Below are 22,766 nucleotides of genomic sequence, written 5' to 3' on the forward strand. Positions count from 1 at the left end.
TACGAATAAATAAGTGGAGGTACTTTTTATTATGTATGCAATTGAAATGAAAGCAGATGCTATGTTGCCACGAGAACGCTTGAGAGACTTAGGGGCAGAGCATCTTAGCAATCAGGAACTATTATCTATTTTATTACGAACAGGAACAAAAGCAACCCCAGTTTTGGAAGTTGCCAATCAAATCTTGAAAAATTTAGATAGCTTAGCTGATTTTCAACACCTATCCCTGCAAGAATTGCAACAAATCAATGGTATTGGTTATGTTAAATCAATTGAAATCAAAGCAATGATTGAACTAGCAAAGCGCATTAGCAAGGCTGAATATATCCAAAAAGAACGCATTATGAGCAGCGAACGTCTAGCGCGTAAAATGATGTTAGAATTGAGTGACCAAAAACAAGAACATTTGGTGGCTATTTATCTGGATACGCAAAATCGAATCATTGAACAACGAACGATTTTTATCGGTTCTGTTCGCCGTTCGATTGCTGAACCACGTGAAATTCTCTATTATGCATGCAAAAATATGGCAACATCAGTTATTATTGTCCATAATCATCCGTCAGGCTCCCCAGAGCCAAGTGAGAATGATCTGCGATTTACTCAAAAAATAAAACGCTCTTGTGAAGATATTGGTATTATTTGCCTTGACCATATCGTCATTGGAAAATACCAATATTACAGCTTCCGAGAAGAAACAGATGTTTTGTAATGTCGTTCACTTTGAATTTCTAATGAGAAAGCAGTAGAAGAAAATCATTCATAAAATATATTCTAAAAAATAAATGGTAAGCAACAAAAAAGATACTTTCGTTTAGAGGAAAGTATCCAGAATGTTTTTGAAGCTAACTTGATAGTTTATTTATTTTGATTAGATTGATTCATGAAATACAGTAAAGTTTGCAACTCACTTGTTAAATCAACGTACTGAACGATGATACCTTTTGGAACATTGAGGTGAACAGGAGAGAAGCTCAAAATACCATGAATACCAGCATCAACCAGTATATCTGCGACTTCTTGAGCTTTTGAACTTGGAACAGTTAAAATAGCTGTTTCAATACCAGCTTCTTGCGCGTGTTTTTTTAGTGATGAGATACCATAGATAGGGATGCCATCTAATGTTTCATGTCCCACCATTTCATTGTCATCAGTATCAAAAGCCATTGAAATTTGCATTTTATTACGATCGTGGAAGCGATAGTGAAGCAAAGCTCGTCCAATATTTCCACAGCCAACAAGAAGAACGTTTGTTGTGGAATGGTCGTTTAAAATATCGGCAAAGAAATTCATCAATTTTTTGACATCATAGCCGAATCCTCGACGCCCTAGTTCGCCAAAATATGAAAAATCTCGACGTACGGTTGCAGAATCGATTCCCATAGCATCTGCGATTTGTTTAGAACTCGCTTTTTCGACATTATCTGTATTGAATCGTTTGAAAATACGATAATAAAGTGATAGTCGTTTAGCTGTTGCTTTAGGAATAGATTTCTCAGTAGTCACAATATCATCTCCCTTTTACTTTTTAATACTATTGTATCAAAAAGTTTGTGAAAACAGAAACAAATTTAACGAAATAAGCGAAAAAACGACTTAAATTAACAAAAAATGTTAGATATTAAGTCGTTTTTAGAGTTAAAAGGGTTATTAAACACGTTTTTTTGTGAAAATATCGCGTTCCACAAGACTGTCCATTAAGAAATAAAATTTTTCTTGAAGGATTTTATTGTCCTCAGATTTGAAGATATTGACAAAACGCAGACCAGATTTATCAGTAATGCTGAGTTTAAAACCTGTCAAATCTTTGTTGATCGTAATTTTCAATGGGAAACCATCACCAGAATTAGGTACTTTTTCCAACAAGCGTGTCAATTCGTAGTTTCCAATACGATTTTGTGAAAATGTGGTATCACGAAGCGTGTATTTTTTGATGTTATCGCTAATAGCATAGCTATAAAGACAGTTCTCTAAAGTAATTTCTTTTTCAAATGCCATCTTATTTTCCTACAATTTCTATTAGTTTTTGAGCGAGTTGTTGGATTTCGCTGATTGTATTAAGCTCTGAAAAGCTAATGCGAATAGATTCTGTTAAACGTGGAGAATCGTCACCATAAATGCTAGACAAAACATGACTTGGATCGACTGTTCCAGCAGTACAAGCAGAACCTGTTGAAACGGCAAAACCTGCTAAATCAAGTTGCGTTAAAAGAATGCCGTTGTTTTGATTTGGAAAACCGATGTTAAGAACATGCGGCATTTTATGTTGGCTTCCATTGATATAATAATCCAAACCAGAAATGCCATCAAGGAATGCTTGACGAAGTTCTTGAACGTGTTGATAATTTTCATATTTATGAGCAACGGCGTCAGACAAAGCTTGTGCTAAACCGGTAATACCAATCATATTTTCCGTACTAGCACGGCGTTTCTCTTCTTGTTCACCGCCATGAAGCAAGTTATCAAAATGCTGTGGTGTTGAGTAGAGAATACCGACACCTTTTGGTCCATGGAATTTATGAGCAGAAGCTGAAAGAAAATCAGCTTTGATTTCTTCAGGAAAGACATCAACTTTACCAACGGCTTGAACGGCATCAATATGGAATGCGGCTTGGTGATCTTGAAGAAGTTCTCCAATTTCTTTAACAGGAAGAAGATCACCAGTTTCGTTATTAGCAAACATGATGCTAACCAAAATAGTATCATCACGCAAAGCATCAGCAACTTGCTGTGCAGAAATATGACCATTTTCAGGTTTTAGATAAGTCACTTCAAAACCAAAGCGTTTTTCCAGGTATTCCATGGTGTGAAGAACGGAATGATGCTCAATAGCAGTAGTGACAAGGTGTTTTCCTTTAGCTTGATTAGCAAGGGCGTAACCTTTGATAGCAGTATTATTGCTTTCGGTTGCACCAGACGTAAAGATAATGCGGCGTGGATCAGTTTTTAAGGCTGAGGCAATCATTTGGCGGCTCGAGCGTAGGCGTTGGTTAGCTTGACGTCCAATGCCATGAATACTTGAGGGATTACCAAAATCGTTGATCATGACTTCTGTCATTGCATCAATAACAGAAGGTATGAGAGGAGTAGTAGCAGCATTATCGAGATATATCATATATTAGTTAATCCTTTGTAGCGTTATATGAGAATAATGGGCTGAGTGGTGATTTTTCGTGGATACGAATAATCGCGTCAGCAATTAATTTGCTTGCTGAAAGATATTTAATATTTTTTGGCAAGCGTTCTTTAGTAGCGACAGAGTCAGTTACTAAAATTTCTTTAATAGGAGCAGTATCAAGGCTTTCAGCAGCACCGCCAGCAAATAAACCGTGACTTGCTACGGCATAGATTTCTGTTGCACCATCGCGTTCTACGATTTTAGCAGCTTCAGCAAATGTTTTACCTGTGTTCAAAATATCATCGATAAGGATAGCTTTTTTACCAGAAACTTCACCAATGATATAACCTTCTTCGCGGTGAGAATCATCTTCTGCATAATCAATGATTGCGATTGGTGAATCAAGGTATTGTGCTAAGCTACGGGCACGTTTGATACCAGAGTTTTTAGGGCTAACAACGACAACATCTTCACCTTTTAGCCCTAATTCACAGTAGTATTGAGCAAAAAGTGGAACAGTAAAGAGGTTATCAACTGGAACATCAAAGAATCCCTGCACTTGAACAGCGTGAAGGTCAAGTGTTAATAGACGATCTACGCCCGCTTTAACCAACATGTTAGCAACAAGTTTTGCAGTAATTGGTTCACGTGATGCAGCAATACGGTCTTGACGTGAATAACCAAAATAAGGGATAACCACGTTAACTGTGTTTGCACTAGCACGTTTACAAGCATCAACCATAATCAAAAGTTCCCAAAGGTTGTCATTAACAGGGTAGCTAGTAGATTGGATGATGTAAATATCATCTCCACGAACTGTTTCTTCAATGTTAATCATGATTTCGCCGTCTGAAAACTTACGTGTTGACACTTTTCCAAGTGGGACACCAACTGTGTCCGCAATCTTTTGTGCAATCTCTACGTTAGAAGAAAGAGAAAAAAGCTTGAATTGTTTGTCGGCGTAATGTTCTGCCATGATATAAATAAACTCCTTTAAAATTAATACTTATATTCTATCAAAAAAAATGAAATAATTCAGCACTTTCTCATGAAAAAGCACCTTAAATTCGTTTTAGAGTCGCACTGAATCGAGCGACTTTACTTTTAGCGTACTTGAAATCGATAGTATGCTCGGCTAAGAAGTTGTCAAAATCTTTCTTACCTTGTTCGGCATTTTCAACTTCCAATTCAAGTTCGTAGTCTTTAATACCAGCGTATTGGTTGCTATCAAGTGCCATTAGACCAATTTTAGTCATTGTTTCACGGCGTGTTGTTGTAAGACTGCCAAAGTTTTTAAGACTTGAGAGTTTAACCCCGTTCTCTTCGATAAGGTTTAGAAAATCAACATCTGGAAATTTTCCAGATTTGATGATTTCTTTAGCATCTGCAACACTCAAATTATAGTTATATTCTAAGTTGCCAACTTCTTTTGGAATTTTTAGTGTTATTTCTGCACGGTTGGGCAAGGTTCTAATACGTAACGACATACGATTAGCCTTCATATCAAAGTTTTCTGAGTCGAAGTAGTAGTTTGTCTGTGTGACTGGTGCTACGTGTGAAAACTGATTATTGAGACGATTAAATTCGTCTTTAGTGAGTAAGGTTTTGTACTCAATTTCAAGGTGTGTCATAAATAAATTTCCTTTTTTTCACCATTAGATTTATGGTATAATTAGTTTATTATATTAATTCTATACAAAAGTCAATTTTTTGACAAGGATTGGTCATGTCTTTCGTGACAGGTCCATTAGGAAGGAAATGTGATGGACTGGGAAAAATTTTTAGATCCTTACATACAGACAGTTGGGGAGTTGAAGATTAAACTACGTGGTATTCGTAAGCAGTTTCGTAAGCAAAATCGCCATTCTCCAATTGAATTTGTAACTGGTCGTGTAAAATCAGTTGAAAGTATCAAGGAAAAAATGGAACTTCGGGGGATTAAACCTGAAAATATTGCACAGGATTTGCAAGATATTGCAGGTGTTCGTGTTATGGTTCAATTCGTAGATGATGTTGATGAAGTTCTAGCTCTTTTGCGTGGTCGTCACGACATGACAATTGTTCAAGAACGAGATTATATCAATAATATGAAAGCAAGTGGCTATCGTTCTTATCATGTTATTGTAGAGTATCCAGTAGATACGATAGATGGTCAAAAAACGGTCTTGGCTGAGATTCAAATTCGAACATTAGCCATGAATTTCTGGGCGACAATTGAGCACTCATTGAATTATAAGTACAAGGGTGAATTTCCAGATGAAATCAAGAAACGCCTTGAAACGACAGCAAAAATTGCGCTTGAATTGGATGAAGAAATGAGAAAGATTCGTGAGGATATTAGAGAAGCACAGCTTTTATTTGATCCCGCAAGTCGAAAATTAAGTGATGGTGTAGGAAATAGCGATGACACAGACGAATATTACAGATAAAGTGACACGAGTAGCTATCGTGGCAAACGGAAAATACCAAAGTAGGCGAGTTGCTTCAAAACTTTTTGCGACCTTCAAGGAGGACAAGCGATTTTATTTATCTAAGAAAGACCCTGATATTGTCATTTCTATCGGTGGTGATGGTATGTTGTTATCAGCGTTTCACATGTATGAAAAAAATCTTGATAAAGTACGCTTTGTCGGAATCCATACAGGACACCTTGGCTTCTATACGGATTATCGTGATTTTGAAGTTGAAAAATTAATCGAAAATTTGCATGCTGATAAGGGACATAAGGTTTCTTATCCTATTTTGAGGGCAAAAGTTACCTTGGACGATGGGCGTGTGGTTAAAGCGCGTGCGTTGAATGAAGTAGCCATTAAACGTATTGAAAAAACGATGGTTGCGGACGTGGTTATTGATAACGTACAACTAGAACGTTTCCGTGGTGACGGTCTTTCGGTATCGACACCAACAGGAAGTACAGCCTATAATAAATCATTAGGTGGTGCGATTTTGCATCCGACAATGGAAGCCTTGCAGCTGGCAGAAATTTCTAGTTTGAATAATCGTGTCTATCGCACGTTGGGGTCTTCAGTGATTGTTCCCAAAAAAGATAAGATTGAAATTATTCCTAAGCGTCAAGGTGTTTACACGATTTCAATCGACAATAAAACGATGCATTACAAAAATGTGTCTAAAATTGAATATTGCATTGACAATAAAAAAATTAGCTTTGTGGCGACGCCGTTCCATACAAGCTTCTGGGAACGCGTAACAGATGCCTTTATAGGAGAGTTGGAGTCGTGAGATTTGATTTTGTTGCTGATCGACAAACAAAAGTAAAAACATTTTTAAAAGGTCACGATGTTTCCAAAGGATTATTAGCTAAAGTGAAGTTCAAAGGTGGGAATATATGGGTAAATGGTGTTGAACAAAATGCCATTTATTTATTGAACGTTGGTGACGTTGTTACCATTGAAATTCCTGATGAAGAAGAGCACGAGACGTTAGTTCCTGTTAAACATGATCTTAATATTGCTTATGAAGATGAGCATTTTTTAATTATAAATAAATCGTATGGTTATGCCAGTATTCCAAGTGTTTTGCATTCCAATACGATTGCTAATTTTGTGAAATATTATTATTTAGAGCAAAATTATCCGAATAAACAGGTGCATATTGTGACACGTTTGGATAAGGATACGAGCGGATTGATGCTGTTTGCTAAACATGGCTATGCACATGCTAGATTAGATAAGCAACTGCAAAATAAAACCATTGAAAAACGGTATTATGCTTTGGTTTCTGGCAAAGGTGAATTAGCAGATAAAGGTGAGATTATTGCACCGATTGCTCGTTCAGATGATAGTATCATCACACGTTGTGTGCATCCGTCTGGCAAATATGCTCATACGAGCTACGAAGTTGTGGCGCGTTTTGGTGAGGTAGCTTTGGTAGATATTCGTCTCCATACGGGACGCACCCACCAGATTCGTGTGCATTTTTCGCATATTGGTTTTCCATTGTTGGGAGATGATATGTATGGTGGAAGTATGGATTATGGCATTACACGTCAAGCTTTGCATTGCCATTATCTTCGCTTTGTAAACCCATACACAAATGAAGAGATAATTCAGACTACAAACTTGACAGATGATTTTGATAGCGTTATCATGGAACTACAACAAAATTAGATAGAAGGTTAAAAATATGGGAATTCGATCTTTATTTGGTAGCTTACGGGAAAAAATTGTTGGTAAAAACCTCAAAATTGTTTTTCCTGAAGGAAATGATGAACGTGTACTTCGAGCAGCCGCTCGTTTGAAATTTGAGGGGTTAATTGAGCCAATTATTTTAGGAGACGCTAAAGAAGTTCGAGCTTTGCTTGCGAAATTTGGCTTCGCTGATCAAGATTATGTCTTTATCAATCCAGCAGAATACGATAAATTTGATGAAATGAAAGAAGCATTTCTTGAAATTCGTAAGGGAAAAGTGACACCAGAAGAGGCCGAGCGTTTGTTACAAGATGTCAATTATTTTGGTGTGATGCTTGTCAAACTTGGCTTGGCTGACGGAATGGTTTCTGGTGCCATTCATTCAACCGCTGATACGGTTCGCCCAGCGCTTCAAATCATCAAAACGAAACCTGGTATTTCACGTACTTCAGGGGTATTCTTGATGAACCGTGAAACAACTGAACAACGTCTTGTGTTTGCTGACTGTGCGATTAATATTGACCCTACTGCTCAAGAATTGGCTGAAATTGCTGTGAATACTGCGGATACGGCTAAAATTTTTGATATTGAGCCAAAGATTGCAATGCTGAGCTTTTCAACGAAAGGAAGTGCTAAGGCGCCACAAGTTGAAAAGGTACAAACAGCAACTAAAATTGCCCAAGAAACACGCCCTGACATTCTTTTGGATGGTGAATTGCAATTTGATGCGGCATTTGTTCCAGGGACAGCAGCTGTAAAAGCACCAGATAGTGATATTGCAGGACAAGCAAATGTCTTTATCTTCCCAGACCTTCAATCAGGAAACATTGGTTATAAAATCGCTCAACGCTTAGGGATGTTTGAAGCTATTGGACCAATTCTGCAAGGACTTAACAAGCCTGTGAATGATTTGTCACGTGGCTCAAGTGCTGAGGATATTTACAAATTAGCCATCATCACAGCTGCTCAGGCTATTGATGGCAACGATAATTAATAAAATTAACAAAGCTCAGTTGGTTTTTCCGACTGGCTTTCTTGTCTTAATAAGAAAAGAGGAAATATGTCAAAAATTGCTTTAGTTACGGGAGCTTCTGCTGGATTTGGTAAAGCTATCGTTGAGAAATTAGTATCTGACGGTTATCGTGTGATTGCTAGTGCCCGCCGTTTGGAAAAATTGCAGAGCTTACAAGCAGCACTAGGTGAACAGAATGTTTACCCTCTTCAAATGGATGTCTCACAAACACAAGCTATCGACGAAGCTTTAGCTTCTTTGCCTAAAGAATGGCGAGAAATTGATATTTTGGTTAATAATGCCGGTTTAGCACTTGGCTTGGATAAAGCATACGAGGCAGATTTTTCAGATTGGCTGACAATGATTAATACGAATATCGTTGGTTTGACTTATTTAACCCGCCAAATTTTGCCAGATATGGTTAAACGTAATACTGGTATGATTATCAATCTTGGGTCAACTGCTGGTACGGTTCCTTATCCTGGGGCTAATGTTTACGGTGCTTCAAAAGCTTTCGTGAAACAATTTTCATTGAACTTGCGCGCAGACCTTGCAGGCACTAAAATTCGTGTCACTAATATTGAACCAGGTCTTTGCGAGGGAACAGAATTTTCAAATGTTCGTTTCAAAGGCGACGATGAACGCGCTGAAAAACTCTACGATGGCGCACATGCTATTAAACCAGAAGATATTGCCAACACCGTTTCTTGGGTGACAAGCCAACCTTCTCATGTCAATATCAATCGCATTGAAATAATGCCTGTTTCCCAATCTTTTGGACCACAACCCGTTTACCGAGATTAAAAAAGAGCCATATGGCTCTTTTTATCATTCCTATAAATCATTACCAATAGAAGGTCCTGATGTGGTATCAGACCAAGCCACAATGGCTTGACTAGTTTCTTTTAGATAACTAGACAGAAGTGGCCTTAAATCTTGAATGTAAGTTATGACACCAAGTGATTTACCAGAATTGTCTAAAATCAGCTGATAAGTTTGCATTAAGATGGCTTCAAAACTATCTGTCGGTATTTGCAAATGTAGGCTTTTTTCTGGAGATTGATGTAGACTTTGCCAAATCCATTCAGGAAGTTTCTCGCTTTCGTTTTCTGTGAAAAATGATCCGTCAGAGCGATGGTTGCTATAAATGAGCTTTAAATTGTTATCATAAAAACTAGCTCGGTAGGGAAGATGAGCCAGTAATGCTTTAATGTCTTTCATGTTATCAATCATAACGATTTTGTCAGAAAAGCACAACTAAACTGTTTGTAAACTGCTATGAGAGACTTGCACATGCATTGTTTTGATAATTCAGAGGATAATATCAGAAAACGCTAACATCATACTATCTTCTTGCTAACAAACTGTTTATAATAGATAACAAAGATAGGTTGGAGGAAAACGATGAGTAAGATTATTTTTTTAGATGTTGATGGAACATTAGTGGATTATCATAATCGCGTGCCAGCGTCGGCTGTCAAAGCAATTCAACAAGCGCGTCAAAATGGACATTATGTCTTTGTTTGTACGGGGCGTAGTCGTGCGGAAATGCAGCCTGAACTGTGGGAAATTGGCCTTGATGGCATGATTGGTGGCAATGGTTCTTACGTTGAATATGACGGTAAGGTTATCATGCACCAGTTGATTTCAAAAGAGGATGCCAAAGCCATTGTTGACTGGCTACACGAACGCGGGTTGGAATTTTACTTAGAATCAAATAATGGTCTTTTTGCTTCGGAAAATTTTAAAGAAGTTGCCCGTCCAGTAATGCGACAATATGCGTTTTCTAAAGGAAAAACAGCGGCAGAAGTTGAGCATATGGAAGCAGAAGATGCCCTTCATGGCTTGATTTATGGTGGCGAATTGTATCGTGATGATTTGAATAAGGTCAGCTTTATTCTTAATTCTTACAAAGACCATTTGGATTCAGCCAAAGCTTTTCCAAGTTTAAAAGCTGGAACATGGGGTGGTCGTGGTGAAACGGCGTTATTTGGAGACCTCGGTGTTAAAGATATTACCAAAGCACACGCAATCGATGTTCTTTTAGAACACTTGCAAGCTGATAAAAAGGATACCATTGCTTTTGGTGATGCCAAGGTTGATATTCCAATGTTAGAATATTGTGAAATTGGTGTTTCAATGGGAAATGGTGGTCCAGAAATTCTTGCTATGGCAGACATGGTAACCGATGACGTTGAGGAAGACGGACTTTATAATGCCTTTGAAAAATTGGGATTAATTTAACAAGGGACTAAGTTTTATATGATGTAAAAAGGATTTGGAAATAATTTCCAAATCCTTTTTACTATGTATAAGAAAAAATACTTGACTTTTTATTTCTATATAGTAAAATCTAACTAAAGTTCTATATAGAAATAAAAAGTCTAAGCGATTGAAAAATGATACTAATCTATAGCGCTGAACTAAGTATAAAACAAATCTAAAAAATAATGAAAGAAAGGGTTTATACTGACGGGAGCTACCCGCTAATATAAATATAAGAATAAATGGATAAATTTGCTAGAGGCTCATATTTGATGACACATATTACGTTATTGAATGGAAGGTATTTCAATAAGCTGCTGAGTAAGACAGAAGCTGTTTACTCTGGAGAGCAAGGGAAAATTTTGACTACATTACGTGATTTCGGTGATGATTTAACAGCTAGTGAGATTTCCAAGTATTCTGGACTTGCTAACAACACTTTAACGAGTATGCTAAAAAAGCTCGAAACTATGTCTTTGATTAGGAGTGTCGCGCACCCAACAGATGGACGAAAAAAATTGTTTTCTTTAACGGATTTTGGTCGTGAACAAGTTGCTCTTGGCTATGAAGTTAGCCAAGAGGTTGGTAAAAATTTTTATCAAGGGTTCAAGCCACAAGAAATTGAGTTATTCGAAAAACAATTAGAACGTATTTTGGAAAATATAGAAAGGGTTAATAAGAGTAAAAACGATTGATATCTATGAAGAATAAACGTAAATGGAATGTTTTGCCAGCAATTATAACCACAGCAATACTGGGATTTGCTGGAGTACTTGTGGAAACTTCAATGAATGTAACTTTTCCAGTATTAATGAGAGAGTTTGGTGTTAATGCAACAGTTATCCAATGGGTAACTACTGGAAATCTGTTGGCGGTAGCTATTATTGTTCCGTTGTCAGCATACTTGATTCGTCACTTTTCAGAGCATCAGATTTTTCTTAGCGCAAATCTTTTCTTTATAACAGGCTTGATATTTGATGCCCTTGCTTCGAATTTGTGGATGCTCTTACTTGGGCGTATTTTACAAGGAATTGGGACAGGTGTAGCATTACCTTTGCTATTTCATATTATTTTACACCATGTTCCTATTGAACGTCGTGGCTTTATTACTGGAATTGCAACGATGACTACCTCTTTTGCACCAGCGATTGGTCCAACTTACGGAGGAATAATGTTAACTGCATTTGGTTGGAAGTCCATATTTCTATTTTTAATACCAATTCTTTTGATCTCCACATTGGTTGGTATCGGTTCAATTCCACATATAAAGGTTACACAAAATGGTCAATTCAATATTCTGGCTTTTGTTTTTCTAGGAGTTGGTTTAGGTTCTTTACTACTTGCAATTGAGCAATTATCAATATTTTGGCTTATTCTATGTATGATAGCATTCATTCTATTTTATGTATCTAATCAAAAAGGGCTCCTACTTAATTTGCATGTTTTTAAGAATAAAACTTTCGTTTTTTTGATGTACGGTGTATTAGGATTTCAAATGGTTTCCCTAGGATTGTCTTTTATTCTGCCCAATCATCTTCAAATAGTTTTAGGGCAAACTTCTACTCAAGCGGGATTGTTCATGTTTCCTGGCGCTATACTAGTTGCTATTTTATCCCCAATTTCTGGATTTATTATGGATAGAATCGGTGCTTTTAAACCTATTATTACAGGAGTTTTGATAACATTCTTGGGCCTTCTAATGATGGTAATAATGTTTATCAAGGCTTCGGTTATCCAACTGTTATTTTTGGATATTTTGATTATGATGGGAGTTGGTATTGCAGCAAGTAATATCATTTCAACAACTTTGTCTAAATTAAGCGATGAAGAATTTGTCGATGGAAATAGCATCCTCAATACATTTCAACAATTTTCCGGTGCAATTTCGACAACAGTTGTTTCACAAATTTTTACCTTAGGCGAAATGTCTTCTGTAGCTAATGGTGCGGTTACCGGTAGTCGTAATGCAATTTTCTTTCTGATTGGTGTGGTTTTCATATCATTGATTTTAACTCTTAGTTTGAAATATCAAAATAGAATATAATATAAAATTTTTTATATAATGGTATAGTACAAGGAATGCGTTTTATATCATTAGTTTTTGTTTGATTTTAACGATATAATATTGTTGAAAAACCATTAGTGAGGAGATTTTTTATGTTACACAAAAATTTAAACCCATTTCCAGAGCACTTTTTGTGGGGAGCTTCAACGTCAGCTTATCAAGTTGAAGGAGCTGCTTTAGAGGACGGCAAAGGTCCGTCATGCCAAGACGTGAAAGAAATTCCTGCAGGCACAGCTGATTTGTCAGTTTCAGTTGACCACTATCATCATTACAAAGAAGATATTGCCCTAATGGCAGAAATGGGCTTCAAATCATATCGCTTCTCTATTTCTTGGACACGTGTTTTGCCGAATGGAATAGGCGAGGTTAATCCAAAAGGGATTGAATTCTACAATAATTTGATTGATGAATGTTTGAAATATGACATTGAACCAATCGTCACAATGTTCCACTTTGATATGCCAGCAGCGCTTGATGAACGCGGTTCTTGGTCAACACATGATTCTGTTGATTGGTTCGCTGAATATGCGCGTGTCTTGTTTGAAAACTTCGGTGACCGTGTTAAATATTGGCTAACAATCAATGAACAAAACATGCTAACATTGGTTGGTCCAGTTATCGGTACGCTTCATGTGCCAGAAGGAACAACTAATCTCACTAAAGAGATTTACCAACAAAATCATCACCAATTGGTTGCGCAAGCTAAAGCAATGCAACTTTGCCATGAAATGCTTCCCGATGCTAAAATTGGTCCAGCACCAAATATTTCTTTGGTTTACCCAGCGTCATCAAAACCAGAAGATGTTATTGCTGCTCAAAACTTCAATGCGCTTCGTAATTGGCTTTATTTAGATGCTTATGTTTTCGGTGAATACAATAACCTAGCTTGGGCATATTTGGAAGAAAATGATGCTTTGCCAACGGTTACTGATGAGGACCGTGCTATCATGAAAGCAGCTAAACCTGATTTTATTGGCTTTAACTATTACAATACAGCGACTGTTGAAGCTTCTGACGGTAGTGAAGTCGCAGGAGCTAATGGTGACCAACAATCAAATCAAACTTTCCCAGGCTTTGCGAAGAGCGTTGACAATCCAAATCTTGTGAAAACAGAATTTGGTTGGGAAATTGATCCTATTGGTTTCCGTGCAACCGTCCGTGAAATGTACAGCCGCTATCGTTTGCCGCTTTTAGTTACTGAAAATGGTCTTGGAGCATACGATACTTTGACAGAAGACGGCAAAATTCATGACAACTACCGTATCGAATATCTTCGCCAACACATTGCACAAATTCAATTGGCTATTTCTGATGGTGTTGATATGCTTGGTTACAATCCATGGTCAGCAATCGACCTCATCTCAACACACGAAGGTATCCGTAAACGTTATGGCTTTATCTACGTTGACCGTACAGATGAAGAAGTGGGCAGTCTCAAACGCTACCGCAAAGATTCATTCTTCTGGTACAAGAAAGTTATCGCTACAAATGGACAAGATTTATCAGATTGATAAATTTTATAATGAAAATGCACTCAGCAATGAAGTTGAGTGCATTCTTTTATTTTTAAACCTCTGTAAATTGTTTTTTCTTGAGTTCAAACGTGACGTCTGTTTCTTGAGCGACAGCTGTTTCGTGAGTGACGATAATAACGGTTTTATTTTGCTTATGTGCAATATCTTTGAAGATATTGACAATGTCTTGTGTTGTTTCTTCGTCCAAGTTTCCTGTCGGTTCGTCAGCGATAATTAAATCATGTTCCGTTGCTAAAGCACGAACGATAGCAACACGCTGTTGTTGCCCACCAGAGAGTTGAAGAACTGGCTTGTCAATCATTTCTTTGGGAATACCAACGAGTTCAAAAAGTTCTTCGATTTTGGCATTGTCCACGGGTTTGTTAGAGATTTCTAGCGCCGTTTGAACATTTTGACGAGCAGTCATGTAGGTCATTAAATTATAAGCTTGGAAAATCGTTGAAACAGAGTTTTTACGGTAATTGGTCAAACCAGATTTATTGATATCATTATCTTCCAAATAAATTTCTCCAGCTTTGGGACTATCTAAGCCAGCTAGTAGAGAAAGGAAAGTTGTTTTTCCGCTTCCTGACTGACCAAGAATAGAGTAAATTTTCCCTTTTTCAAAGGTTAGATTAATGTCTTTAAAAAGATAATCGTCAGGATTGTTGGTGTACCAATAACCGATATTATGTGTTCGTAAAGTCATTTCTTAGTCCTTTCTAGTTAGATGATAAGATATCCTTAGGTTTCATGCGGATAATGCCAATACTTGCAAAAATTGTTGAAACAAATGAAATCAGAAGTGCGATTCCACCAAGTTTTGCGACATCAGTTCCTGTTAATTTGATATCAAGGTCGTCGATTGCTTGAGTTGAAGAGGTTGCCATTGATACCATATTACCCATGTCGCCACGACCTCCGCCGTCACCAGGGGCACCAGATTTTTGACCAGAATCACTATTGTTGCTGTCAGAAGAATTAGTATCTTGACCAGGACCACCGCCATTTAGTCCTGAATTTTGGGTCGTTTGTTCGGTAGAAGTTGATGATGACAAGAGCTGATTACCGAGCACATTTCCCACAAAATTACCAGCAAATGAAGCAATAATAAGTGATACCACCGTTACCATGAAGAGTTCCATAAAGAATTGACCGATAATCTTAATGCGATTTTCACCGAGACTCATCAGAACACCGATTTCATAACGACGTTCACGAATGCTAAGGATAACAATAAGTGTCAATATAACAGCGCCAGCGATCGCTACTAAGATAACGATGTTTTGAGCGATTGATGAAATATTGTTAAGTGGTGAAAGCATTTGTTCGTAGATTTCATCACTTGAAGTGACAGAGTAAGAATCAGTATCGATTTCAGATTCTACTTCGTCAACGAAATCGTCCATATCTTCTGGATTTGAGAGAGTATAAACAGCTGAATCAAGTGTGTCTGTTTCACCTTTCATTGTATCTGCTGTTGTTAGATTGGTGTAGATATTGTTTTGAGGATTTGAAGCATTAGACATCATTTGAGCTGTAGTAGCTGTTGATGAATTCTCATAGATACCAACGACAGTCAATGTATAACTTGTTTCAGTATCATCTACGGTTGTTGTTACGGTAAAGGTATCTCCGACACTAAGGTCATTAGCGTCAGCTAAATCTGAAGAAATCACCGCAGAATTATCCGCAGTATCAGACGTAATACCAACACCGTCAGTGATTTCACTTGTGCCAGATGTAAAGTCACTCACGTAATCAGTGCTGTTGACACCTGTAATGGTAAAGTCACCAGATGTCATTTCCATACCGCCACGACCAGAGGGTTGATTGCTATCAGATGAATCATCGCTGCTTGAATCTGAATCATCTGAAGAAGTTGAAGATGATGTCGAAATAGCAGAAATATCATCACCAGCTGTTGCTGTCGTTGTTGTGGTAAAGAGATAAGAAGCTACGCCGTCTTTTTCAGCGATAGACTTGGCTGTCGCAAGGTCAACAGAAGTAGTTGCTGAACTATCGTCACTAGAATCATCAGAACTGCTGTCGCTGTCAGGATTGAAAGCTTTCATCATCGCTTCCCGATTAACAGATAAGGTGACTGTTGCGCCAGCTTCACTTTTGGCTGATTCGACAGCTGAATCGGCAGCATTTTTAATGGTCAATCCAGCTAAAACGAAAATTAAAATAGCACTAGTTACTAAAATTAGTAGTGCCGTACGTCCTTTCTTTGCTTTTGTCGCAAGCCAAGCTCGCTTAATAAAGTTCATATAAAACTCTCCTTTGAAATTTTGATACAAAAACGAGTATAGATAACCCGTCTTAATTTCAACTGAAAGAAAACTGAAACAAAGCTTAAATCGTTTTGTCACGTTTTAAACATAAAAAACATACGACAAAAGCGAACGTTTTAAAAATATGAAATAAAATAATTGACATAAAACGAACGGTATTATAGAATAATAACGGAAAGGTAAGTTTTTGCCTAGCGATGCTCTGCTATTTTCAAGCGTAGGAGAGTTATAGGAAGGTCATTTTTTAATGAAAGAGTTTCTAGCTACTAGGCAAACTTTACTATCAAAAAGTAACTTTCTTTTTAATTAAGCCAGTTTTGATAGGTTGGAATTACGGTAGCAGAAGCTATGGAGAAACTGATATGTATAACGAAATGCCTGTCTTTGATTACGAAGATATCCAACTGATTCCCAATAAATGTATCATCAGTAGTCGTTCGGAAGCTGACACGCAGGTGACACTTGGCGATTATACTTTTAAATTGCCTGTTATTCCTGCCAATATGCAGACCATTATTGATGAAAACATTGCAGAAGATTTGGCTAAGAATGGTTATTTTTACATTATGCACCGTTTTGATGAAGAGGCTCGTAAACCATTTGTTGAGCGTATGCACGAGCAAGGGTTAATTGCGTCTATTTCAGTAGGTGTTAAAGACTATGAGTACGATTTCGTCACAAGTTTAAAAGATGATGCACCTGAATTTATCACAATTGACATTGCCCATGGACATTCTGATAGTGTGATTAACATGATTCAACACATCAAAAAAGAATTACCTAAAACCTTTGTCATTGCTGGTAATGTCGGAACGCCAGAGGCTGTTCGTGAGTTAGAAAATGCTGGCGCTGATGCCACGAAAGTTGGTATTGGTCCAGGGAAAGTTTGTATCACTAAAGTAAAAACTGGTTTTGGAACAGGTGGGTGGCAATTAGCTGCGCTTCGTTGGTGTGCAAAAGCTGCTCGTAAGCCGATTATTGCTGATGGGGGAATTCGTACGCACGGTGATATTGCCAAATCGATTCGCTTTGGTGCAACAATGGTTATGATTGGTTCATTATTTGCAGGGCATTTGGAAAGCCCAGGAAAATTGGTTGAAGTAGATGGTGAGCAGTATAAAGAATATTACGGTTCAGCTTCTGAATACCAAAAAGGTGAACATAAAAATGTCGAAGGAAAGAAAATCTTATTGCCAGTCAAAGGACATTTGAAAGATACCCTTGTTGAAATGCAAGAGGACCTTCAAAGTGCTATTTCTTATGCAGGTGGACGTGATTTGCACAGCTTAACACGTGTTGATTACGTCATCGTTAAAAATTCCATTTGGAATGGTGATTCGATTTAAGTTTGAAATAGATATAAAAGCCGCTCTTTTGGAGAGGCTTTCTTTGCATTTTAATGATAAAACTCTGAAAATACTTTGTTTAGGTCGACATCTGCCTCGGCTAGCACCTTTTCCCTAGAACGAACAGCAGTTCCTTGTTGGGCTCTGACAAGGTGGAAAGCGTCAAAAACCATAATTTCTTGGCAAATGCCACGAATGTAGTTAGGAGCAATGTTCAGAGTTGTATAGTGGTCTTGGTTAGTGTAAATAGCATCGAACCGCTGCAAGAAGCCAAAGCACTTGGCAATCATCGGTCATTATCCCAACAGAGCCATTATCAGTGTATTTGAATGTTTTGCAAGCAATTACATATTGTCACTCTTTCATTCGTGAGGTCAGATTGAAATTATGCAAAGGTGACACATAACAATGCTTGTGATTGTTTTGCTAGAGCTAATTCAATATCAGTCAATGGAAGATTGTCAACTTGTTTTTTTCAAAATTCTTAATAATTTGTCTGGTTCAATATGTGGACTGTCTGTCGCATAAAGACTTAAAATTGTGAGGTCATCGTTTGAAAATTGGGCAGCATAATCATCATAATTTATTTAAATCAATTGAAATGATTGACAGTAGAGTCTTTTGGGTTAACGGTTTGTGGTTATTGATTTAGTTATTCATTCCATTTGTGGCTTTATGGATTGGTGCTTAGCCTGATCACGCTCAACCTTTGGTGATATTTATTGTACTGAGCATATTGTGGACTTTGTCTTATCGACTGCTTTATTATTTCTTGAGTGAGATTAATGTCCCAATACTACCTTACTTTCATCCTTATCGCATAATGTTAAATATCCTAACAGTTTATAGTGTCTTGATGGTAATAGCGCTCATTCAATCACCTTTAGGATTATTAGCTTCTTATAGTGTTAACGTTTTTTCACTTAATAACATGTTAATGACTGTATTTTCAGAAAATTACTTCTTTTAATATAGGACTAATGTCATCTTGCCATATAACCGTTGAAAATGATACAATAGACGTGTCATTAGTTAGTGATGGTTAAAATTTAATAAAACTTATTTATGCTACGAATGGGCGTAGCGTTTCTACAAGACACCGTAATGTCTAACAATAAGTCTTTGCTCAATGATAGTTGAGATATTTTTGCATATAGTTGTGAAAATATGACCGAGTAACAAGAGGTGTTTACCATATGTGTAAACACCTCTTGTTTGCTTTTATATGTGCCCTTATGCTTAGTCACGTTTCATCATAAGTTATTATTTTTAGCCAATTCGCTTTTAAAAATTTTCAGAAGGAGAATCCATGAAATTATTGGAAAATCGCATCTTAAATGATGGGAATGTTTTAGGTGAGGATATCTTGAAAGTAGATAGTTTCCTAACTCACCAAGTTGACTATGAATTAATGCAGGAAATCGGCAAAGTCTTTGCTGATGCCTACAAAGATGCTGGTATTACTAAGGTTGTTACTATCGAAGCATCAGGTATTGCCCCAGCTCTCTACGCAGCGCAAGCGATGAACGTTCCGATGATTTTTGCTAAAAAAGCGAAAAATATCACGATGACTGAAGGTATTTTAACTGCAGAAGTTTATTCATTTACAAAACGTGTGACTAGCACTGTATCAATCGCAAGTAAATTCTTGTCAGAAGATGATACTGTTCTCATCGTTGATGATTTCTTAGCAAACGGACAAGCTGCTAAAGGACTTTTGGAAATCATTGGTCAAGCAGGAGCGAAAGTTGCTGGTATTGGGATTGTCATTGAAAAATCCTTCCAAACTGGTCGCCAATTATTGGAAGAAACTGGTGTTCCTGTAACATCATTAGCACGTATCAAAGAATTTAAAGATGGACAAGTTGTCTTTATGGAGGCAGATGCGTAAAATGGAAATGAACGAACAAAAACATTCACAAGCAGCCATTCTTGGTTTACAACACTTGCTTGCTATGTATGCTGGGTCAATTTTAGTGCCAATCATGATTGCTGGCGCACTTAATTATTCAGCTGAACAGTTGACTTATCTTATCTCAACAGACATTTTCATGTGTGGGGTTGCAACATTCTTACAACTTCAATTGCGCAAACACTTTGGTATTGGGCTTCCAGTTGTTCTTGGATGTGCTTTCCAATCAGTTGCTCCGCTTTCAATCATTGGTGCTAAACAAGGTTCAGGGTACATGTTTGGTGCTTTGATTGTGTCAGGAATTTACGTTATTTTGATTTCTGGTATTTTTTCAAAAATTGCCGATTTCTTTCCACCGGTTGTGACAGGTTCAGTTATCACAACAATTGGTTTAACATTGATTCCTGTTGCAATTGGAAATATGGGAAACAATGCTGATTCTCCAACGGCCCAATCAATGATTTTAGCCTTGATAACAATTGCTATCGTGCTTGCGGTTAATGTTTTTGCAAAAGGTTTTATCAAATCTATTGCGATTTTGATTGGCTTGATTGGTGGAACAATTATTGCAGCTTTCATGGGCTTGGTTGACACGTCAGTTGTTACTGAAGCACCGCTTGTTCACATTCCACAACCATTCTACTTCGGTGCACCAAAATTTGAAATCACATCGATTGTGATGATGTGTATCATTGCGACCGTTTCAATGGTTGAATCAACTGGTGTTTATCTTGCCTTGTCTGATTTGACTGGCGAAAAACTTGACAGTAAACGCCTCCGCAATGGTTACCGTGCAGAAGGTGCAGCTGTTTTACTCGGTGGTATTTTCAATACATTCCCATATACGGGATTTTCACAAAACGTTGGTTTGGTTCGTATTTCTGGTATTAAAACACGCCGTTCAATTTACTACACAGCCTTGTTCCTTATTATTCTTGGACTTCTTCCCAAATTCGGTGCTATGGCGCAAATGATTCCTAGCCCAGTTCTTGGTGGTGCTATGATTGTTCTTTTTGGTATGGTGGCTCTTCAAGGGATGCAAATGCTCAATCAAGTTGACTTCCAACATAACGAACACAACTTTATCATTGCAGCGGTGTCAATTGCTTGTGGCGTTGGTTTTGACGGAACAAATCTTTTTGATAGCCTACCAAGCACACTTCAAATGTTTTTGACAAATGGTATTGTTATCGCAACTTTGTTTGCTGTTGTTCTTAACTTGATTTTAAATGGTAAAACAAAAACAGAAGAAACAAAATAAACTAAAAAAGCATTTCTAAGGAATTCCCTTGGAAATGTTTTTTTGTATCTTATGAATAGAGTAATTGAAAATCTTGTTTAAGACCGCTGGTGATTGCAAAACGATTATCTTTGGTAATGATAATTCCTTCGATATTTGGGGTGCTTTGAATGGTCTCAAAAGCTTGCTTAATTGGCAGACCAAATAGACGTGTCGTCCATATTTCACAATCAACAGATAGGTCTGAAACAATTGTTAAACTCGCCATATCAGTTTCGATAGGATAACCTGTATGTCGGTCAAAAATATGATGATAATCCTTATCACCAACTTGTAGGTGTCGTTCGTAAATACCTGAAGTCACGACGGATTTATTTTTGATTGTTAAAATACCAAGATTGTTGCCACGTTGTTTTTGGGGATGTTGGATACCAATATGCCAAACACCATTTTCACGCTTGGGATTATCGCCATAAACAAGGACATTGCCACCAAGGTTAATCATGGCAGAACTAACATTTTCAGTTTTCAAATAATCCATGATTTTATCTGCAATGTAACCCTTGGCTAACGCACCAAGGTCAATTTTCATGCCCTTGTGATTAAGAAATACACTTTTTTCAGCTGCATTTAAAATGATGTGTTCTGGGTTTGCGAGTGCAATAGCTTTCTGAATGTTTTCCTTGTCAGGAACCTTGGCATCTTCGAAACCAATGCGCCAGCTTTGCACCAAAGGACCAATAGCAATATCAAGATTGCTAGGTTGTAAAAGACTATGCGTCTTACCAAGTTCGATAAGCTCAAACAAATCTGGATGAACAGTGACAGGAGCGATACCAGCATTATGATTAATAATCATTAGCTCAGAATCGTTATCGTTGGCGCTAAAGCGATTCTTATAAACGGTTAGAAGATGACAGACTTCCTTGATGTGCTGATGGGGAGTGTCAGAATCAACGACAATATCAATAATCGTTCCCATCATCTTTACGCTATGAGTAAGTTGCAAAATGTCACCTCCAAAATCAGTTTATGAAATTAGGATAACGCTTTCTATCACGAAAATCAAGCTCAAAAGTATAAAAAACTTTCCTAATCGACATGACTAGGAAAGCAGTAAGTGTTTTAAAATTAACAAAACTTAGTTTTTCTTTTTCATTTCGCCATGTGGGTAGTAAGTTCCTTCTGGCATATCATTGATGAAAACGTGGATAGCTTCTTTTGGAGCTTTAGCGACACGTGAAACAACCTCAGTTACTTCGCGAGCAAGCTCAATTTTTTGTTCTTCAGTACGACCTTCGAATAAATCGATTTTTACGAATGGCATAAGAATCTCCTTTTATAATTTATCTAACACAAACATTGTAGCATATTTGGCGAATAAATTCAGTAATTTTCAGGAAAGAGAAGAAGCATTTTCAAAGGTAAATATTATTTAAAGAGTTTCAGAATATCAGAAAGAGCAAATGTGATTTTATGGTAAAATTTATTATAGGCTGCTTTTTTAGCCAACTTGTTCCTTTTTTACCATAGCTAGGGATGATAGCTTTTTTAGTTTGACTTTTCCATTTTGCCGTTGTCCGAGAATTCAAACTCTTTTTTAAACTTGGTTTTCGAAAACCAACTTTCATAATAATCTTAACCCTCGCTAGTTAGTTCAATAATAACTATGTATGGTATTTAGTCAATATCATTTCTGCCACTTTGAGCCTAAAAAATCAACTTTTGTGTATTTTATTAATAGTAATGAATGATGAGCTAGAAAACAATACTTTTTGGCTTTTTTGCTGTAAACAAGTTTTTTCGTCCATTATAGCGATTTACTTCGTCTATTTAAAGGTTTGTAAGG

General features: G+C 37.2%; 24 protein-coding genes, 1 pseudogene and 1 riboswitch. Of the genes and pseudogenes, 13 read left to right on the forward strand and 12 right to left on the reverse strand.

Annotated features, from left to right (window positions below; all coding sequences use genetic code 11):
- Window positions 1-31 precede the first annotated feature (31 nt).
- Window positions 32-712, forward strand: coding sequence for a RadC family protein (radC, locus tag CCC20_RS10785; RefSeq protein WP_013851770.1), 681 nt, complete (start codon window positions 32-34; stop codon window positions 710-712).
- Window positions 713-858: 146 nt separating this feature from the next.
- On the opposite strand, the gene CCC20_RS10790 is transcribed toward radC, so the two are convergent.
- The 5 genes from CCC20_RS10790 to CCC20_RS10810 all read right to left on the reverse strand — a co-directional run bounded on the left by CCC20_RS10790 (window position 859) and on the right by CCC20_RS10810 (window position 4,749).
- Window positions 859-1,506, reverse strand: a complete 648-nt coding sequence (locus CCC20_RS10790) for a redox-sensing transcriptional repressor Rex (RefSeq protein ID WP_003064608.1) — start codon at window positions 1,504-1,506, stop codon at window positions 859-861.
- A gap of 144 nt (window positions 1,507-1,650) precedes the next feature.
- Window positions 1,651-1,998, reverse strand: coding sequence for a DUF1831 domain-containing protein (locus CCC20_RS10795; protein ID WP_003064609.1), 348 nt, complete (start codon window positions 1,996-1,998; stop codon window positions 1,651-1,653).
- Between the two features lies 1 nt (window position 1,999).
- Window positions 2,000-3,115, reverse strand: coding sequence for a cysteine desulfurase family protein (locus tag CCC20_RS10800; protein ID WP_013851771.1), 1,116 nt, complete (start codon window positions 3,113-3,115; stop codon window positions 2,000-2,002).
- A 7-nt stretch (window positions 3,116-3,122) separates the two neighbouring features.
- On the reverse strand, window positions 3,123-4,094 hold the full coding sequence (locus CCC20_RS10805; protein ID WP_003064611.1) for a ribose-phosphate diphosphokinase: 972 nt from the start codon (window positions 4,092-4,094) through the stop codon (window positions 3,123-3,125).
- 85 nt (window positions 4,095-4,179) lie between these two features.
- The gene (locus CCC20_RS10810) at window positions 4,180-4,749 is read right to left on the reverse strand and encodes a CYTH domain-containing protein (RefSeq protein WP_003064612.1); all 570 of its coding nucleotides are present in this window, start codon (window positions 4,747-4,749) and stop codon (window positions 4,180-4,182) included.
- Window positions 4,750-4,881: 132 nt separating this feature from the next.
- On the opposite strand from CCC20_RS10810, the gene yjbM reads away from it, so the two are divergent.
- The 5 genes from yjbM (at window position 4,882) to CCC20_RS10835 (ending at window position 9,082) form a co-directional block, all read left to right on the forward strand.
- Window positions 4,882-5,547, forward strand: a complete 666-nt coding sequence (gene yjbM, locus CCC20_RS10815; RefSeq protein ID WP_003064613.1) for a GTP diphosphokinase — start codon at window positions 4,882-4,884, stop codon at window positions 5,545-5,547.
- Window positions 5,522-6,358 (forward strand): NAD kinase, encoded by an 837-nt coding sequence (locus CCC20_RS10820; protein WP_003064614.1) that lies wholly within the window; start codon window positions 5,522-5,524, stop codon window positions 6,356-6,358. Before yjbM ends, CCC20_RS10820 begins: the two co-directional genes overlap by 26 nt.
- Window positions 6,355-7,245, forward strand: coding sequence for an RluA family pseudouridine synthase (locus tag CCC20_RS10825; protein ID WP_003064615.1), 891 nt, complete (start codon window positions 6,355-6,357; stop codon window positions 7,243-7,245). The genes CCC20_RS10820 and CCC20_RS10825 overlap by 4 nt, the downstream gene beginning before the upstream one ends.
- 16 nt (window positions 7,246-7,261) lie before the next feature.
- Entirely contained in the window at window positions 7,262-8,260 is a 999-nt protein-coding gene (pta, locus tag CCC20_RS10830; RefSeq protein ID WP_003064616.1) for a phosphate acetyltransferase, read from the forward strand.
- A gap of 66 nt (window positions 8,261-8,326) precedes the next feature.
- Window positions 8,327-9,082 carry an SDR family oxidoreductase gene (locus CCC20_RS10835; RefSeq protein ID WP_003064617.1) on the forward strand — a complete coding sequence of 252 codons (756 nt, stop codon included), beginning with the start codon at window positions 8,327-8,329 and terminating at the stop codon, window positions 9,080-9,082.
- Window positions 9,083-9,112: 30 nt separating this feature from the next.
- Here CCC20_RS10835 and CCC20_RS10840 read toward each other — a convergent pair whose 3' ends face one another.
- Entirely contained in the window at window positions 9,113-9,511 is a 399-nt protein-coding gene (locus CCC20_RS10840) for a hypothetical protein (protein WP_013851774.1), read from the reverse strand.
- 171 nt (window positions 9,512-9,682) lie between these two features.
- Between CCC20_RS10840 and CCC20_RS10845 the strand changes: the two genes are divergently transcribed.
- From CCC20_RS10845 to CCC20_RS10860, 4 genes are all read left to right on the forward strand, one after another.
- Window positions 9,683-10,522 (forward strand): HAD family hydrolase, encoded by an 840-nt coding sequence (locus CCC20_RS10845; protein ID WP_013851775.1) that lies wholly within the window; start codon window positions 9,683-9,685, stop codon window positions 10,520-10,522.
- A gap of 263 nt (window positions 10,523-10,785) precedes the next feature.
- Window positions 10,786-11,238, forward strand: a complete 453-nt coding sequence (locus CCC20_RS10850; RefSeq protein WP_013851776.1) for a MarR family winged helix-turn-helix transcriptional regulator — start codon at window positions 10,786-10,788, stop codon at window positions 11,236-11,238.
- Between the two features lie 5 nt (window positions 11,239-11,243).
- A complete protein-coding gene (locus tag CCC20_RS10855) occupies window positions 11,244-12,587 on the forward strand; it encodes an MFS transporter (RefSeq protein WP_003064621.1) in 1,344 nt (447 codons plus the stop codon).
- A gap of 113 nt (window positions 12,588-12,700) precedes the next feature.
- Window positions 12,701-14,119, forward strand: a complete 1,419-nt coding sequence (locus CCC20_RS10860; protein ID WP_013851778.1) for a glycoside hydrolase family 1 protein — start codon at window positions 12,701-12,703, stop codon at window positions 14,117-14,119.
- Between the two features lie 55 nt (window positions 14,120-14,174).
- Here CCC20_RS10860 and CCC20_RS10865 read toward each other — a convergent pair whose 3' ends face one another.
- Together CCC20_RS10865 and CCC20_RS10870 are read right to left on the reverse strand one after the other, a co-directional pair.
- Window positions 14,175-14,831 carry an ABC transporter ATP-binding protein gene (locus tag CCC20_RS10865; protein WP_013851779.1) on the reverse strand — a complete coding sequence of 219 codons (657 nt, stop codon included), beginning with the start codon at window positions 14,829-14,831 and terminating at the stop codon, window positions 14,175-14,177.
- Window positions 14,832-14,844: 13 nt separating this feature from the next.
- The gene (locus tag CCC20_RS10870; protein ID WP_287180247.1) at window positions 14,845-16,395 is read right to left on the reverse strand and encodes an ABC transporter permease; all 1,551 of its coding nucleotides are present in this window, start codon (window positions 16,393-16,395) and stop codon (window positions 14,845-14,847) included.
- 386 nt (window positions 16,396-16,781) lie between these two features.
- Here CCC20_RS10870 and guaC point away from each other — a divergent pair, with 386 nt between their 5' ends.
- A complete protein-coding gene (gene guaC, locus CCC20_RS10875) occupies window positions 16,782-17,765 on the forward strand; it encodes a GMP reductase (RefSeq protein ID WP_003064628.1) in 984 nt (327 codons plus the stop codon).
- A 50-nt stretch (window positions 17,766-17,815) separates the two neighbouring features.
- On the opposite strand, the gene CCC20_RS10880 is transcribed toward guaC, so the two are convergent.
- The gene (locus CCC20_RS10880; RefSeq protein WP_230321652.1) at window positions 17,816-18,055 is read right to left on the reverse strand and encodes a hypothetical protein; all 240 of its coding nucleotides are present in this window, start codon (window positions 18,053-18,055) and stop codon (window positions 17,816-17,818) included.
- A gap of 749 nt (window positions 18,056-18,804) precedes the next feature.
- Window positions 18,805-18,900: riboswitch (purine riboswitch) on the forward strand.
- Between the two features lie 174 nt (window positions 18,901-19,074).
- Between CCC20_RS10880 and CCC20_RS10885 the strand changes: the two genes are divergently transcribed.
- Together CCC20_RS10885 and CCC20_RS10890 are read left to right on the forward strand one after the other, a co-directional pair.
- A complete protein-coding gene (locus CCC20_RS10885) occupies window positions 19,075-19,656 on the forward strand; it encodes a xanthine phosphoribosyltransferase (RefSeq protein ID WP_003064631.1) in 582 nt (193 codons plus the stop codon).
- Window positions 19,649-20,938 carry a nucleobase:cation symporter-2 family protein gene (locus CCC20_RS10890; protein WP_013851782.1) on the forward strand — a complete coding sequence of 430 codons (1,290 nt, stop codon included), beginning with the start codon at window positions 19,649-19,651 and terminating at the stop codon, window positions 20,936-20,938. The genes CCC20_RS10885 and CCC20_RS10890 overlap by 8 nt, the downstream gene beginning before the upstream one ends.
- A 49-nt stretch (window positions 20,939-20,987) precedes the next feature.
- Here CCC20_RS10890 and CCC20_RS10895 read toward each other — a convergent pair whose 3' ends face one another.
- From CCC20_RS10895 to CCC20_RS11450, 3 genes and pseudogenes are all read right to left on the reverse strand, one after another.
- Window positions 20,988-21,926, reverse strand: coding sequence for an FAD:protein FMN transferase (locus CCC20_RS10895; RefSeq protein WP_013851783.1), 939 nt, complete (start codon window positions 21,924-21,926; stop codon window positions 20,988-20,990).
- A 132-nt stretch (window positions 21,927-22,058) separates the two neighbouring features.
- Complete coding sequence (locus tag CCC20_RS10900) at window positions 22,059-22,244, reverse strand: 4-oxalocrotonate tautomerase (RefSeq protein ID WP_002885057.1); 186 nt, start codon at window positions 22,242-22,244, stop codon at window positions 22,059-22,061.
- 104 nt (window positions 22,245-22,348) lie between these two features.
- Window positions 22,349-22,548 (reverse strand): annotated as a pseudogene (locus tag CCC20_RS11450) (hypothetical protein).
- Window positions 22,549-22,766: the final 218 nt, after the last annotated feature.

The sequence above is a fragment of the Streptococcus sp. LMAG:39 genome (assembly GCF_008680485.1).
GTDB classification, from domain to species: Bacteria; Bacillota; Bacilli; order Lactobacillales; family Streptococcaceae; genus Streptococcus; species Streptococcus pasteurianus.

Bases quoted from the DNA above. Each gene is read 5' to 3' on its own strand.
- CCC20_RS10850 (WP_013851776.1), top strand. From the start codon at position 10,786: ATGGATAAATTTGCTAGAGGCTCATATTTGATGACACATATTACGTTA.
- CCC20_RS10900 (WP_002885057.1), bottom strand. From the start codon at position 22,244: ATGCCATTCGTAAAAATCGATTTATTCGAAGGTCGTACTGAAGAACAA.
- CCC20_RS10890 (WP_013851782.1), top strand. From the start codon at position 19,649: ATGCGTAAAATGGAAATGAACGAACAAAAACATTCACAAGCAGCCATT.
- CCC20_RS10855 (WP_003064621.1), top strand. From the start codon at position 11,244: ATGAAGAATAAACGTAAATGGAATGTTTTGCCAGCAATTATAACCACA.
- CCC20_RS10800 (WP_013851771.1), bottom strand. From the start codon at position 3,115: ATGATATATCTCGATAATGCTGCTACTACTCCTCTCATACCTTCTGTT.
- CCC20_RS10805 (WP_003064611.1), bottom strand. From the start codon at position 4,094: ATGGCAGAACATTACGCCGACAAACAATTCAAGCTTTTTTCTCTTTCT.
- CCC20_RS10795 (WP_003064609.1), bottom strand. From the start codon at position 1,998: ATGGCATTTGAAAAAGAAATTACTTTAGAGAACTGTCTTTATAGCTAT.
- radC (WP_013851770.1), top strand. From the start codon at position 32: ATGTATGCAATTGAAATGAAAGCAGATGCTATGTTGCCACGAGAACGC.
- CCC20_RS10860 (WP_013851778.1), top strand. From the start codon at position 12,701: ATGTTACACAAAAATTTAAACCCATTTCCAGAGCACTTTTTGTGGGGA.
- CCC20_RS10840 (WP_013851774.1), bottom strand. From the start codon at position 9,511: ATGATTGATAACATGAAAGACATTAAAGCATTACTGGCTCATCTTCCC.
- CCC20_RS10870 (WP_287180247.1), bottom strand. From the start codon at position 16,395: ATGAACTTTATTAAGCGAGCTTGGCTTGCGACAAAAGCAAAGAAAGGA.
- yjbM (WP_003064613.1), top strand. From the start codon at position 4,882: ATGGACTGGGAAAAATTTTTAGATCCTTACATACAGACAGTTGGGGAG.
- CCC20_RS10820 (WP_003064614.1), top strand. From the start codon at position 5,522: ATGACACAGACGAATATTACAGATAAAGTGACACGAGTAGCTATCGTG.
- CCC20_RS10835 (WP_003064617.1), top strand. From the start codon at position 8,327: ATGTCAAAAATTGCTTTAGTTACGGGAGCTTCTGCTGGATTTGGTAAA.
- CCC20_RS10880 (WP_230321652.1), bottom strand. From the start codon at position 18,055: ATGATTGCCAAGTGCTTTGGCTTCTTGCAGCGGTTCGATGCTATTTAC.
- guaC (WP_003064628.1), top strand. From the start codon at position 16,782: ATGTATAACGAAATGCCTGTCTTTGATTACGAAGATATCCAACTGATT.
- CCC20_RS10885 (WP_003064631.1), top strand. From the start codon at position 19,075: ATGAAATTATTGGAAAATCGCATCTTAAATGATGGGAATGTTTTAGGT.
- pta (WP_003064616.1), top strand. From the start codon at position 7,262: ATGGGAATTCGATCTTTATTTGGTAGCTTACGGGAAAAAATTGTTGGT.
- CCC20_RS10865 (WP_013851779.1), bottom strand. From the start codon at position 14,831: ATGACTTTACGAACACATAATATCGGTTATTGGTACACCAACAATCCT.
- CCC20_RS10810 (WP_003064612.1), bottom strand. From the start codon at position 4,749: ATGACACACCTTGAAATTGAGTACAAAACCTTACTCACTAAAGACGAA.
- CCC20_RS10845 (WP_013851775.1), top strand. From the start codon at position 9,683: ATGAGTAAGATTATTTTTTTAGATGTTGATGGAACATTAGTGGATTAT.